The sequence below is a fragment of the Bacillus sp. FSL K6-1106 genome (genome assembly GCF_038005245.1).
GTDB lineage: Bacteria > Bacillota > Bacilli > Bacillales > Bacillaceae > Bacillus > Bacillus altitudinis.
The window spans coordinates 599,161-613,761 of sequence record NZ_JBBOSV010000001.1 but is presented as its reverse complement, the minus strand read 5'-3'; the positions used below and the strand labels follow the sequence as shown (position 1 = coordinate 613,761).

Here is a 14,601-nt window from a genome sequence, read left to right as displayed (position 1 = left end):
CTTATTCATAAAAATCATTTTTCCCCTTACGGCCTTGCTTTGGCTTTTGGCGGTGTATCGTTTCATTTTGCGGCCGTAAATTTTCTGGACGTTTTTTCAAAAAGCGGAGCTGGGGACGAATCAAACTACCCTTTAAATCGGCCAATCGAAGTGGAAAGATTGGTTCTAAGTAAGGTTGTCCTATAGACGTTAATTTCATTAAATGTGTAAGAAGAAAAGCCCCCATCAGCGAAATCCCTAGCGCTCCCCACACTTGTGCAGCAAAAAGGAATGGGAAACGTAAGAGACGAATGGTTGTCCCCATTTTATAAATAGGGGTGACAAAAGAGGCAAGAGCTGATAATGCGACTATAATGAGCAGGATATTACTTGTTAATCCCGCTGCAACCGCAGCCTGTCCGATCACAATACCTCCAACAATCCCGAGCGTCTGTCCGACTTTTGCAGGAAGGCGAGACCCGGCTTCCCTAAGCAGCTCAATCGATATCTCTAAAAATAATGCTTCAATAATAGGCGGAAAGGGAACGAGATAGCGTGATGCGACAATCGTTTCTAATAAGTCCTTAGGAATCAGTTCATAGTGAAACGTTAAAACAGCTACATACAAAGGGGTTGCAAAAATAGAAAAAATCACAGCAAAAATGCGTAACAGCCGAAAGGAGGATGCTGCGATCCAAGACATGTTATAGTCTTCCATTGTAGAAAAATACTCGAGTAAAATTGTAGGTGCAAGCAGGGTATGAGGCGAACCGTCAACCATAATGGCTATTTTTCCTTCCGTTAGACCTGAGGAAACCCTGTCTGGCCGTTCTGTATTTAAAAACAATGGAAAGATTGTATTGGACACATCATAAAGCATTTGCGCAAGATAATTAGAATCTAGAATTTGGTCATAGTCAACATCTTGAATCCGCTGAAGAACGGTTTCAATGTTCTGCGGGTTGGCGATATTCTCTATGTATACAACGGCTACTTTCGTTTGAGAAAGGGTACCAACTGTGTGTTCAACTACTTTAAGGTCAGGAGTGGGCAGCCTGCGTCTGAGCAAGTTTAAGTTTGTGTCCAGCCCTTCCACAAAGGCTTCCTGCGCACTAATGATTCCGAATTCAATCTCAGGTTGGCTCACTTGTCTGCCTTTCTTTTCTTCAATCGGCAAAAGGAGGGCTTTGCCCCAGTCTGTCTCAATTCGAACAGCAATACTGCCTCGATGAAGAGCTTCTTCCACTTTTTGAAGGTCCCTCGTAATCACAGCTTGTTCGATTGGGATGTGTTCTTTCAGTTCTTCAAGGGTGGGTGTCAGATGCAATTGCTGAATAAAAGGCAAGATTTGTTCATGAAGGAGATTGCCATTAATTAAAGGACGAAAAAAAGAAATTCTATAAAGGAAACCTCCGGAACTTGATAATTCATTGATAAAATCAGAGGAACGCGATAGTGCCTCAAATACTGAATTCGGGTCTTTCTGTTTTGATTTGTTTTTCTTCAGCACTTGAACCATCTCCTTCCGCGATTTTCCTCTATTATCCAACCAATCGTCTGAAGATATGCATAAAAAAAGCGTTCAGCTTCATGAGCTGGACGCTTTTTTTCCATATTGAACGGCTTCTAATAAAAAGTCAGCCAGATGAATCGCTCTCATGCTAGAAATATGTCCTGCCTTTTTGACGCCTGCTGCCATTTGTAATTGACAGCCTGGATTCGACGTCACAATGGCAGCTGCAGCTGTGTTGCTCGCTTCCGTCATTTTATGATCTAAAATTTGCATCGACATGTCTGGCTGCAAGATATTGTAGATTCCTGCAGATCCGCAGCAGCGGCCGGCATCTTTCATTTCTTTAAAAGTTACCCCTTGAATGGCTTTCATGAGCACCCTCGGCGCCTGTTGTACATTCATCCCATTTCGTAAATGACAGGAGTCTTGATAGGTGATCACTTGCGCTGGCAAAACCAGTGGCACGCGGCGGTGAAACTCCAGCTCCACAAGGATGCTTGATATATCGGTTATTTTCTGTGAGAAGGCTTTACTTCGTTTTTGAAAATCTGGGTCATCCTGAAGCAAATGATCGTAATCACTTAAAAAGGCACCGCAGCCGCCTGCATTCATGATGATCGCATCGGCATCTGTTTCCTCGAATGCTTCAATATTCCGCTTGGCTAACTGTTTTGCTTGGTCTTTTTCTCCGCTATGACCATGAAGCGCGCCGCAGCACGTTTGTATAGGAGGAACGATCACATCGCAGCCTGCCAGCTGCAAGAGATGAATGGTCGCTTTGTTTGTGTTTGAGAAAACTGTATCCATTAAACAGCCAGTAAAAAACGCCACCCGTTTTTTTGCCTGACCAATGGCTTTATATTCATTCAAACGTTTTTTCTTTTGAGGCGGTACCTTTGGAAGTGCCTGTTCCATCAACTGTAAATGGGAGGGAAGCACCTTCAGTATGCGCGTCTTCCTGGCGGCTGTTTGCAGACCAGATGTTTGATAAAATCGAAGAAAACTAGCAACTTGTCGCATACGACTTTGTGAAGGAAAGAGACCTTTAAACACAACACGTCTCATCAATTTGACAGGAAATGATTGTTTTTTATGTTGTTGAATAATGTCTCTGGCATCTTCTAGCAACTGTCCATACTTGACGCCAGAAGGGCAGACTGGTTCACATGCACGGCAGCCAAGACAAAGATTAAGGGAATGTTCAACATCTTCATCTGGCTCAATGACGCCATCTCTTACAGCTTTCATTAACGCAATTCGGCCCCGAGGAGAGTGCGTTTCTTGTTGTCCAGATTCAATATAGGTAGGGCAGGAAGGGAGGCAGAATCCGCAGCGCATGCAATTAAGCAGCTCCTTTTCATCCATTTGCTCCTGAAACTGCTGCTGGATCTCTTTTTGCTTAGAAGAAGAACTCATGAGACCACCACTCGCTTTCTTGAGGCTTTTCCAAACACTTTATCTGGATTCATGATATTTGCTGGGTCAAGTGCCTGTTTAATCGCCTTCATGGCAGCGATTCCTTCTTTTTTGACCTTCAGCTCCAAATAGGGGGCTTTCATGAGACCCACGCCATGTTCGCCTGTAATCGTGCCGCCAAGTGCAACGGCTTTTTCAAAAATGGCCTGAAAGGCAGCTTCTACACGTTTCATTTCTTCTTCATTTCTTGCATCTGTCGCACAAGTGGGGTGTAAGTTGCCATCACCTGCATGACCAAACGTACAAATGTTCACCTCGTACTTTCGTGCAATGTCTTCGATTGCACGAACCATATTGGCAATTTCAGACCGGGGAACGGTAGCATCTTCTAAAATCGTTGTAGGACTTAATCGAGCAAGGGCAGATAAAGCAGAGCGTCTCGCTGTTAAGAGCGCACTTGCCTCTTCTTTTGAATGTGCAATCTTGACGCTTTTAGCCCCGTGCTGCTCACAGACTTCTGCGATTTTTTGGATATCACGAGAAACAGCTTCAGGGTTGCCGTCCTGTTCAATTAATAACACAGCTTGAACGTCGGTGGGCAGGCCGATGTTTGCAAAATCTTCAACGACTTCAAGGGTCGGCTGATCCATAAATTCTAATGTAGCAGGAATGATACGCTCAGCAATGATGGCCGATACAGAGGTCGCAGCTTCTTCAAGGCTTTCGTATAAACAAAGCATTGTTTGTTTCGTTTCTGGAAGCGGCAGGAGCTTTAGCACTGCTTCTGTGACAATCCCGAGTGTTCCTTCTGAACCAACGAACAATCGAGTCATATCATACCCAGCAACATCTTTTGCAAGCTTTCCGCCTGTTTTGATGATGTCACCATTTGGCAAAACCACTTCAAGCCCAAGGACATAATCTCTTGTCACTCCATACTTTAACCCCCGCAGTCCCCCTGAATTTTCGTTAATATTGCCGCCTAATGTGGAAATTTTCATAGAGCTTGGATCAGGCGGGTAGAAGAGACCTTTTTCCTCTACTTGATGAATCAATTCCTGCGTAATTAAGCCAGGCTGCACCGTTGCGGTTAAATTTTCTTCGTCTATTTCTAATAATTGATTCATTCTAGTAAAGAGAATCACCAACCCGCCCTGAGTAGGGCATGTTCCTGCGCACAGATTCGTCCCTGAGCCTCTTGGGACGATCGGCACCTTGTAAGAGGCGCACAGTTTCACAATTTGCTGCACTTCTTCTGCCGTGCGAGGTGTCACGATGGCATCTGGCATCTGTTGAAAATTTGGTGTCGCATCATAAGAGTAGGCAAGACGATCCGCCTTGCTGTCTTGGACATTGGGCGCACCGACAATCTCTTTTAATTGATTTGAAAATTCTGAATCTAGCATATGCAATCACTCCCGCTCATTTAACGTCTCTTTTCTACCAGTATAAAAAAAGAACCGTCACATGACTATAGACGATTCTACAAAATATCAGGCTGTTTTATCGTATTTTTTGTATCATGATCTAAAAGCAGCAAGGCCAAATAAAAAAGCATCGCATCTTGCATGCGCTTTGGATCAAGTGTCGTTAAATCCTCGATCCGTTTTAATCTGTAATGAAGTGTATTAATATGGACATGCATAGTTTCTGCTGTATGTTTCAATGAGTAATCCGAGGCGATGAGTACCCGCAATGTTTTCACTAGTTCAGGATAGGGGAAAAGGGACGCAATCGTTCGATCAAGAAACGCATCTTTTGTTTCCTGACTGATTTCCTCCATAAAAAGTTCAAGCGTCAAATCTTCATCAAACACAATGGGTGTATCAGCATGTGCCAATTTTAAAGCGCGAAAAGCTTGATGAAAGGACTGCTTCATGACATGAGAAGCTGCTGGTTTTCCTGCCCCCATTAAAATCCTCGATGGTGACAGCGCTGTGAGCGCAGCATGAATATGGAACAAGCGCTTGTGCCATGTATCACGACCATCTGGTGTGGCTTGTAGCATGAGCAAAAAACGTGCATGCCCCCAGCGCACAATGATCTCCTGATTGGTGAGGTGCAATTTGTCCTTCATCAGTTTGTATTGATCCTGCTTCATAAACGATTCGTCTTGACAATCAATGAGAATAGCGACACGCTGCTTGTTGACATCAAAGCCAAGCCGCTGCGCCTTCTCGGTCATACCAACCGCTGTCTCTGGCAGATGAAGCCAGTCGAATACAAAGGCTTCAAGCTGGCGTTCATCTGTTTCCGTTTCTTGAAAGAATTCATGCTCTTGAATGAGCAGCTCCGTCATTTTACGTAAAATGTCGCCAAAAGGGGAGACATGCCTTGGATCACCTGTCATTCCAATGACCCCAATGACTTCTTGTTTGAAATAAATAGGCAGATTGATACCGGCTTTGACGCCTTTCATCTGCAGCACATCATCCTTTGTGAGAATTCGTTTCTGCCCTTCTAAGGATGTGACATATGCTCCTTCATGAAATTGACCAATGCGTGCTGGATCTGTTGCAGCAATAATGGTACCGTTTGTTTGTGTGATGATGATTTCTTCCGTCAGTACCTTTTTGACCTCATCTACGATTTTTTCTGCCAGTGTCATTGTGAGCAAAACGGTCCCCTCCGAGATGTTTCTTTTTACACTATCATACCATCATATGCTCAGGCATATCTTTCTTTTCATGTGTTATGCTAAAATAAAAAACGCATATGAAGTAGATGAAAGGAGATACAGTCATGTCACTGCAAAATCGCTTACAAGATTTATTGAAAGAAGGGCAGGCGCTCACCGACTTTGAATATAACAAAGCCGCAAGTCAAAATTGGCCGCTAGAAGGGGCAAAAATGACAGAAGAAGCACGCTTTGCTGATGTTTATATAGAACGTGTAGACAAGGAATCGGAGGAAATGATTCAAACAGAAAATGCTTCCTTTTTAAATACACCTCTTACATACGTAAAAAAACAACAAAAAGAATTCATTTATATCGAGTCGAAGTGGTTTGATGTGGTGAGAGCCGACGGACTTGCCATAGAATGGGATGAAGTATTTCAGACGTATACCGTGTTATTCGGATTGAAGCGTCCTAAAAAAGATACTGGATTACTAAAAGAGATGCTCTCAACATTAAAAGGTGCTCAGCTTCAATTTAATGGACAAGACGGATTATTTGATATCAACATTCCGCTTCTTGAACTAGAAGACATCAAAGAAGATACGCCTTTAATTGGTGTGATCTCAGCAGTGTACCGCTATTTATTCAACTTGCTCATGCAGCTTGAAAATGAATGAATCAAAAAACGGCTCACATTCCTGAGCCGTTTTTTAGAGCAATCCTCTTATGAATTGAGCCTCACCCATCCCGAAGCTCCAATCGGCGTCTCCATTTTCCACGATGGAGATCATCACATCCGTCTTGGCAACTCCGCATTCTTTTTCTATACGTTCTGCGATTTGTGCATAAAGCTGTTCCTTTTGCTCTTTCGTCCGCTGTTTACTGACAACACTAATGACAACCAGATCCTTTGTTCTCGGATAACCAAGCCCAGTGTCTTCAATGATCATCTCTTCAGGGCGGTGCTGATGAACAATTTGATAGCGATCTCGTTCAGGTACCCCAAAGGCATCAACCATTGCTTCATGGCAAGTGTCCAGCAGTTTTTTTAATTCCTCTTTTGAACGGCCTTCTATCACGTCAAAACGTAACAACGGCATCAGGTCAACCTCCAAATATGTGTTTAATATACAATCATAATGTAACCAACACTTCGCCGTTTCACTCTTTTGCGCATAAGAAAAAAGCCAAAACATTGGCGCTTGGCTTTTTTGCTCTGGACTAAGGCGTGACAAATTTCACATCATGCTCTTTTCCATATTGAAGGTAATCTTCATTTGGTTGTTCATTCGTCACGACGATGTCTATGTCTTTTAAGTCACAAAACGTGGTTAAGGCATAATGGTCGAACTTACTATCATCGACTAATAAAAAGGTTTTGGCGTTTTTTTCAACGAGCGTTTTTTTAATATCTGTCTCAAGCGGGGAGGAATTCGTGACGCCATGATCAATGGATAAACCAGTTGATGCAATAAATGCTTTATTGACATTGTATGCTTTTAGACGCTCAACACTTTGATAACCAACGAAAGAATTTGTTTTTCGCTCTAGCATACCGCCGGTTGAAAAGATGGTGAGGTGTTCATAAGGCATAGCCTGTGTAATGAAATCCACGTTATTTGTCACAACGGTAATCCGTTTCTCCTTCAAATAGGGAAGCATCTCCAGTGTCGTTGTACCAGAATCAACAAAAATCATATCACCATGTTCAACAAAAGCAGCGGCAGCCTGTCCGATCAATTGTTTTTTACTCAGCTGACGAGTCTTTCGCTCCTGATACACCACCAATGTTGAGTGATTCACAGCGACGCCGCCGTACACTTTCTTTAGCACGCCGGATTCTACCAATGCTTGTACATCTCGGCGTATGGTGTTTTTTGAGACGCCAAAATGCGTCACAAGCTCATCAAGAGAGGCAGATTCCCGGTCAAATACATACTCTTTTATTTGCTGAATACGTTTTGTTTTTATCATGCTACAATCTCCAATCAATACGAATATGCTGATTCTATTATAACAATAATTCCACGTAAAAGATGTCACTGATCAACATGGGAGAATCGAATGATCTTTTTCTCTTATCTTTTCTCATTTTTCATAAAAGCGTATGATAGAGAAAAGAGGATAGAAAGGATTTTCACTTCTATGAATCAGCACAACATACAATTTTCAAAGCTTGCAAATTTTAGAGAGGTAGGGGGACTCCAAACAACGGATCAGATGGTCATCAAACAAGGAATGATTTATCGCTCTGCCGATTTATCACGTCTCACGAAGCAAGATATATTGACGTTCTCAACACTTGGAATTCAAACGATTTGTGACCTACGTACAAGCTCAGAACGAAAATCACACCCGCCAAAGATCATGGAACATGACAAAATTGTTCATATCCCTATGCAGCCTGACAGCATGATGCCTAGCAAATGGACCATGTTTCGTATGCTAATAGCAGAAGGAAAATCTCTATCCTTTACACCGATCATGAAAGAAGTATATCAAAGCATGCTCTATGAGCGAAAAAAAGAGATTCAGCAATTGTTTACATTACTGTCCGATGAAAAAAATTATCCGCTTATGCTTCACTGTACAAGCGGAAAGGACCGTACAGGCTTTTTATCTGCTCTTATTCAATTAGCAGCGGGTGTGCCGGTGCATACCGTTTTAAGTGAATACATGCGTTCCAATGAAGGCGTGAAAATGCTAGTGAAAAGACAAGAACAATTTATTCGCATGATGAGTTTATATCGGGTGTCAAAAGAACAAATTCAGCCCCTCCTCGGTGTGCAACAAGATTATCTTGAAGATGTACTGAATGAGATGATGGATACATACGGAAATGCAGAGCGGTATTTAGTAGAAGCCTGCGACGTCCCTAAAGCTCAGCTGCTTAAAGTAAAAAACATCTTGCTTACACCATCTGCTGGCATTCCATCACAAAACGCAGAATAAACTTAATATGAGGTGATGCAAAACATGCTGAAAAAGATCAGTATGACGGTTCTGACACTAGTTTTCATGGGTGTCTTCTTATTGATTCCGTCTAGCAGTCTAGCTCGTTCGATGCCAAAAGGGAAGCTTGAGAGCACAAGAGAGATGCGTGCAGTGTGGGTCGCATCAGTTTATAACTTAGATTGGCCTTCAAAGAAAGGACTGCCCGCAGATGAGCAGAAACAAGAGTTCATTCAACTGTTAGACGACATCAAAGCGATGAATATGAACGCCGTCATCATGCAAATTAAACCAACAGCAGATGCCTTTTATCCATCAAAATTTGGTCCATGGTCTGAATATTTGACTGGTACACAAGGGAAAGACCCTGGATATGACTCGCTTGAATTTATGATAGAAGAAGCACATAAACGCGGTCTTGAATTTCATGCTTGGTTTAACCCTTATCGAATCACCATGAATCATACCGATCTCAACCGGTTATCAGCCGATCATCCTGCAAAAGCACACCCTGAGTGGACCATTGCCTACGGAAATCAGCTTTACTTTAATCCAGGCATTCCTGATGCTCAGGACTTCATTGTTGACGGGATAGAGGAAGTAGTGAAAAACTACGATATTGATGCAGTGCATATGGATGATTATTTTTACCCGAATAAAATCGCTGGTGTGCCATTTCCAGATCAAGAAACGTATGAAACTTACGGGCAGAAGTTCACTCATATAGAAGATTGGCGAAGAGATAATGTGAACGAGCTAGTGAAGCAGATCAATAACACCATTAAGAAAGAAAAACCGTATGTGAAATTTGGTATTAGCCCATTTGGTGTATGGCGCAACATAAAAGATGACCCAACCGGTTCAAACACAACTGCAGGGATGACCAATTATGATGATTTGTATGCTGATACAAGAGAGTGGATACAGCAGCACCATATTGATTATATCACCCCGCAAATTTATTGGAGTATCGGCTTTCAGCCCGCTGCCTATGATGTGCTGACGAAATGGTGGTCAAATGAAGTGAAGGGGCAGCCTGTTCACTTGTACATTGGTCAAGCGACGTATAAAATCAATCAAAACAGTGATCCTGCTTGGTCTGATCCTGAGGAGTATTTTCGCCAGATCGAGCTGAACAGGCAGTCACAGCTCGTACAAGGAAGCATGCATTTTAGTCTGAAAGATATCAATCGGAATCCCTTGAATGTAAAGAAACGATTAATAGAAGAAACCTATAGCAAACCGGCTATCATACCAGAGATGCCATGGCTTCATCAAAAAGCGCCAAAAAAACCAATCATTCAATCTGTGAAAAAGACAGAGGATGGTGCAGTTTTACAGATACAAAATGATCCGCGCTCTAGTGCATCCTATTATGCAGTCTATCGATTGTCGAATAAAGGGACATACGAATTTGTGCAAACGGTCAGAAAAGAAACAGGTTCCTTCACACAAACGAAAGACATTTTAGCAAATCAAAAGAAGAGCTATACCTATAAAGTGACGGCACTCAATCGCCTTCATCATGAAAGCAAACCTTCTACAAAAACAGTAAAATAACAAAGACAGCATAAATGAGGGGTTTCCTCCGTTTATGCTTTTTTGCTTTCTCTATTTTTCTACTATTTTTATTTTAATTTTCTGAATTCAATCAAGCTTGGCATGAAGAAGCTATTTCAATAATAAATATGATAGAAAAGCGCCAAAGGGGGAAGCAAAATGGATTTTGAATTAACGAAAGAGCAGCAAATGATCCGTCAGATGGTCAAAGAATTTGCAAAAACAGAAATTGCACCACACGCCCAAACAGTTGATGAACAGGCAGCATTTCCGGTGAACACATTTCAAAAAATGGGGGAGCTCGGTTTTATGGGTATACCCTTTCCAGAGAAATATGGAGGTTCTGGAGGAGATACGATCTCGTATGCACTGGCAGTCGAGGAAATTGGCAAGCAGTGTGCCAGTACAGGTCTAAGTTATGCCGCAGCGGTTTCCTTAGGCGCAAGTCCACTTTATTACTTCGGCACGGAGGAGCAAAAGATGGACCATCTTGTTCCATTAGCCTCTGGAACAGCGCTTGGCTCCTTCGGATTAACAGAACCAAACGCCGGATCAGATGCAAAAGGAACAAAAACAAAAGCCATTAAAGACGGACAAGAATATGTCATCAGTGGGGAAAAGTGCTGGATCACAAATGCCAATTATGCCAGAACGATTATTGTCACCGCTGTGACAGATCATGATGAAAACGGACGTCCAATCATCTCCGCCTTTATTGTGGAGAAAGGGCAAAAGGGACTTTCAATTACAAATCCATATGACAAAATGGGGGTTCGCGGTTCAGATACGGCTGAAATCATTTTAGACGAAGTGCGTGTACCAGCGCATCATATATTGGGAGACAAATCGAAAGGATTCAAGCAATTTTTATATACATTGGACGGCGGACGAATTTCCATTGCAGCCTTATCTGTCGGAATTGCACAAGCTGCACTTGATGCTTCACTTTCCTATGTAAAAGAAAGAAAGCAATTTGGAAAGACGCTCTCATCCTTCCAGGCCATTCAGTTTAAGCTGGCGGATATGGCGATGCAAATAGAGCTTGCAAGACAAATGGTCTGTAAAGCCGCTTGGCTGAAAGATCAAGGCAAACCATTTACAAAAGAAGCGGCCTATGCCAAACTGTTTGCTTCAGAAATGGCGACAAAAGCAAGTCTTGATGCTGTCCAAATTCATGGCGGAACAGGCTATATGAAAGAATGCGGTGTTGAACGGCTTGTGAGAGATGCCAAGCTCATGGAAATCGGAGAAGGAACCTCTGAAATTCAGCGGCTCGTGATCGCAAGACAGTTGTTAGCGTAATACCTTAATGAAAACGCTTACTACACATGAGGGAGGAAAGCAATGATGTCGATTCACCCGCAAACGATTGGCTCCCTATTAAGAGAAAAAAAAGAACAGCATCCAGCACATGAAGCCGTTGTTTACCCAGAACGTTCTTTACGTTATTCGTACGAAGCGTTTTATCAAGAGGTCAAGGCAACAGGTAAAGGTCTCATGGCATTAGGGGTTCAAAAGGGAGATCACATCGCCATTATGGCACCAAATATACCTGAATGGCTCATTCTTCAATTTGCCTGCGCCTCCATTGGTGCTGTTCTTGTCACTGTGAATACCAATTTTCAATCACAGGAACTCGCCTATTTACTCAAGCATTCTGACAGCAAAATGTTGTTTATTGTAGACGGCTTTAAAGAAACGTCCTATGTCAACATGCTTGAAGAGCTAATTCCAGAACTTCAAACCGCTCATCAAGAGGAGATCACTTCCACACAATTTCCTTATTTAAAAAGATGTATCTATATCGGTCAGCATGTACCAAACGGCATGCTCGGCTGGGATCGTCTTCAAGTGGCTGCCAAAAGAACCGAAGAGCTTGAATGGGAGAAGCGAATGAATGAGCTCACGCCTGATGACGTTATTAATATGCAGTACACTTCAGGCACAACCGGCTATCCAAAGGGCGTCATGCTCAGCCACACAAACATCGTCTGTAATGCGACTCAGATCGCAGATTGTATGAAATTAACAGAGCAGGACCGTATGTGTATCCCAGTGCCGTTTTTTCATTGCTTCGGCTCTGTTCTTGGTGTACTTGCTTGTCTCACAAAAGGGGGAACGATCATTCCACTTGAATCATTCCATCCAGAACGAGTCCTTCAAACAGTAGAAAAAGAAAAATGCACCGTTCTTCACGGTGTACCAACCATGTTCATCGCAGAGCTCGATCATCCAAATTTCCACTCTTATGACCTGTCCACATTACGAACGGGGATTATGGCCGGTTCACTCTGCCCATCCCACGTCATGAAAGCAGTCATTGAAAAAATGGGACTGAGAGAGCTCACGATTGCCTATGGTCAAACCGAAAGTTCACCCGTCATTACCCAAACAAGAACCGATGATTCGTTTGAAAGACGCGTTCAAACGGTCGGACGTGCGCTTCCTCAAATTGAAGTCAAAATTGCCTTACCAGGAACGTCAGAAGAAGTGCCAAGAGGACAGCAAGGGGAGCTTTGTACAAGAGGTTACCATGTCATGAAGGGCTATTATAAAAACGAAGAAGCAACAAATGAAGTCATTGATGAGGACGGATGGCTTCATACAGGGGATTTAGCTGAGATGGATCATGACGGTTATGTGAAAATCACAGGCCGGCTCAAAGATATGATCATCAGAGGCGGAGAGAATGTGTACCCAAAAGAGATTGAGGATGTCCTATACACTCACCCTGCCATTCTTGACGCACAGGTTGTTGGTATTCCTGACGAGACATACGGCGAGGAAGCAGCCGCATTCATTCGGCTAAAACAAGGGAAGTCGGTCTCAATTGAGACATTAACGAGCTATTGTCAGTCGCAAATGGCACGCTACAAAATCCCGAAATACTTTTTCATTACAGATGAGTACCCAATGACCGCCTCAGGCAAAATTCAGAAATTCCGCTTGAAAAAGCAGGCGCTTGATCTAATAAAGGAGTGAAAGCAGCGATGTTTGAACAAGTATTGATCGCCAATCGAGGCGAAATTGCCCGTAGAGTGATTCGGACATGTAAACGGCTCGGAATCAAAACCGTTGCCGTTTATTCAGAGGCTGATCAGCATGCACTTCATGTGCAAGAAGCAGACAGCGCCTATTATATCGGCGGCGCTAAAGTTTCTGAAAGCTATTTAAACATGGAAGCGATCATTAAGGTTGCCAAACAAACAAATGCTGATGCTATCCACCCAGGGTATGGTCTTTTATCAGAAAATGCGGCATTTGCTGAACGCTGCCGGAGTGAAGGCATTGCCTTTATTGGACCATCTGCACAAGTCATTCAGCAGATGGGAAATAAAATTGAAGCGAGAAAAACGATGGAACAAGCGGGCATCCCAATCGTTCCTGGTGTTTCAGCCCCACTCCATGATGCAGACGAAGGTGTTCATAAAGCACAGACACTCGGCTATCCCATTATGCTAAAAGCATCGAGCGGTGGCGGCGGGATTGGTATGCAGCTCGTCCGCAACGACGAAGAACTGCATCGAGCGTTTGAAGGAAATCAAAAAAGAGCACAAAGTTTCTTTCAAGACGGAACTTTATACATGGAAAAGGTGATTGAACACGCACGGCACATCGAAATTCAAGTTCTTTTTGATTCGTTCGGTCACGGCGTTCACTTATTTGAAAGAGATTGTTCACTCCAAAGAAGACATCAGAAAATTGTTGAAGAGGCACCAGCCGTCTGTCTTGAAGAAACGGTGAGACAGCAAATGGGACAGATGGCCGTCAAAGCTGCCAAAGCAATTGGGTATGAAAATGCGGGCACAATTGAATGTTTAGTCGATCAAAACCAGCAATTTTATTTCTTAGAAATGAATACGAGATTGCAAGTAGAACACCCGGTCACAGAAGAAATTACCGGGATTGACCTTGTCGAGGAGCAGCTAAAAATTGCCGCATTAGAGCCCCTGTCCTTCAGCCAAGAGGATATTCATCAAATTGGGCACGCGATTGAAGTTAGAATATACGCTGAAGACCCTGTGACATTTTACCCTTCGCCAGGCACGATCACTCGGCTTTCTACACCTGATGCCCCATATATCCGTCATGAGTCAAGCGTCACGAGCGGAAGTGTCATTACCCCATTTTACGATCCAATGATTGCGAAAATGATTGTGTACGGTGATACTCGAAAACTCGCCATAGAACGATTAAAAGCAGCATTACAAGCATATGAAATAGAAGGGATCAAAACCAATGTACCGCTTTTAAAGGAAATGGCCGAATCAACTGCCTTTTTACATGGCCGCATCACAACCGATTATCTGATGAAAAAAAGGGAGGAAAACCGTTCATGAAAACTGTCACGATACAAATGGCCGGAAACTTGTGGAAACTTCTTGTGAAACAGGGTGATGATGTGCAAAAAGGACAGGAAGTCGCCATCTTAGAATCGATGAAAATGGAGATTCCCATTGTTGCAGAAGAAGCAGGTGTAATCAGTAAAGTGTATAAGGCGGAGGGGGAATTTGTTGACGAGGGAGAGGTACTTTTAGAGCTGACAGAATAGGGGGAAAGC

General features: G+C 43.0%; 13 protein-coding genes. 7 read left to right on the top strand and 6 right to left on the bottom strand.

What is annotated here, in order from left to right; all coding sequences use genetic code 11:
- Position 1 precedes the first annotated feature (1 nt).
- From MHI20_RS03120 to MHI20_RS03105, 4 genes are all read right to left on the bottom strand, one after another.
- Complete coding sequence (locus MHI20_RS03120) at positions 2-1,489, bottom strand: spore germination protein (RefSeq protein ID WP_034647667.1); 1,488 nt, start codon at positions 1,487-1,489, stop codon at positions 2-4.
- 78 nt (positions 1,490-1,567) lie between these two features.
- Positions 1,568-2,908: a (Fe-S)-binding protein gene (locus MHI20_RS03115; protein WP_113767136.1), complete on the bottom strand. Its 1,341-nt coding sequence runs from the start codon at positions 2,906-2,908 to the stop codon at positions 1,568-1,570.
- Complete coding sequence (glcD, locus tag MHI20_RS03110; RefSeq protein ID WP_113767135.1) at positions 2,905-4,314, bottom strand: glycolate oxidase subunit GlcD; 1,410 nt, start codon at positions 4,312-4,314, stop codon at positions 2,905-2,907. Before glcD ends, MHI20_RS03115 begins: the two co-directional genes overlap by 4 nt.
- Before the next feature lie 77 nt (positions 4,315-4,391).
- On the bottom strand, positions 4,392-5,525 hold the full coding sequence (locus MHI20_RS03105; RefSeq protein WP_113767134.1) for a CdaR family transcriptional regulator: 1,134 nt from the start codon (positions 5,523-5,525) through the stop codon (positions 4,392-4,394).
- Between the two features lie 125 nt (positions 5,526-5,650).
- Between MHI20_RS03105 and MHI20_RS03100 the strand changes: the two genes are divergently transcribed.
- Positions 5,651-6,205 (top strand): branched-chain amino acid aminotransferase, encoded by a 555-nt coding sequence (locus MHI20_RS03100; RefSeq protein WP_340936662.1) that lies wholly within the window; start codon positions 5,651-5,653, stop codon positions 6,203-6,205.
- A 33-nt stretch (positions 6,206-6,238) separates the two neighbouring features.
- Here MHI20_RS03100 and MHI20_RS03095 read toward each other — a convergent pair whose 3' ends face one another.
- Positions 6,239-6,628 (bottom strand): tautomerase family protein, encoded by a 390-nt coding sequence (locus MHI20_RS03095; protein ID WP_047947144.1) that lies wholly within the window; start codon positions 6,626-6,628, stop codon positions 6,239-6,241.
- Positions 6,629-6,749: 121 nt separating this feature from the next.
- Positions 6,750-7,502, bottom strand: coding sequence for a DeoR/GlpR family DNA-binding transcription regulator (locus MHI20_RS03090; protein ID WP_017359514.1), 753 nt, complete (start codon positions 7,500-7,502; stop codon positions 6,750-6,752).
- Positions 7,503-7,592: 90 nt separating this feature from the next.
- Between MHI20_RS03090 and MHI20_RS03085 the strand changes: the two genes are divergently transcribed.
- The 6 genes from MHI20_RS03085 to MHI20_RS03060 all read left to right on the top strand — a co-directional run bounded on the left by MHI20_RS03085 (position 7,593) and on the right by MHI20_RS03060 (position 14,592).
- Entirely contained in the window at positions 7,593-8,480 is an 888-nt protein-coding gene (locus MHI20_RS03085; protein ID WP_326111952.1) for a tyrosine-protein phosphatase, read from the top strand.
- A 24-nt stretch (positions 8,481-8,504) separates the two neighbouring features.
- A complete protein-coding gene (locus MHI20_RS03080; RefSeq protein ID WP_340936655.1) occupies positions 8,505-10,040 on the top strand; it encodes a glycoside hydrolase family 10 protein in 1,536 nt (511 codons plus the stop codon).
- Between the two features lie 159 nt (positions 10,041-10,199).
- On the top strand, positions 10,200-11,342 hold the full coding sequence (locus MHI20_RS03075; protein WP_340936653.1) for an acyl-CoA dehydrogenase family protein: 1,143 nt from the start codon (positions 10,200-10,202) through the stop codon (positions 11,340-11,342).
- A gap of 42 nt (positions 11,343-11,384) precedes the next feature.
- Positions 11,385-13,022 (top strand): AMP-binding protein, encoded by a 1,638-nt coding sequence (locus MHI20_RS03070; RefSeq protein WP_335350275.1) that lies wholly within the window; start codon positions 11,385-11,387, stop codon positions 13,020-13,022.
- Positions 13,023-13,030: 8 nt separating this feature from the next.
- The gene (locus MHI20_RS03065) at positions 13,031-14,380 is read left to right on the top strand and encodes an acetyl-CoA carboxylase biotin carboxylase subunit (RefSeq protein WP_041507175.1); all 1,350 of its coding nucleotides are present in this window, start codon (positions 13,031-13,033) and stop codon (positions 14,378-14,380) included.
- Positions 14,377-14,592, top strand: coding sequence for an acetyl-CoA carboxylase biotin carboxyl carrier protein subunit (locus MHI20_RS03060; protein WP_017367387.1), 216 nt, complete (start codon positions 14,377-14,379; stop codon positions 14,590-14,592). Before MHI20_RS03065 ends, MHI20_RS03060 begins: the two co-directional genes overlap by 4 nt.
- The last annotated feature ends 9 nt before the right edge of the window (positions 14,593-14,601 follow it).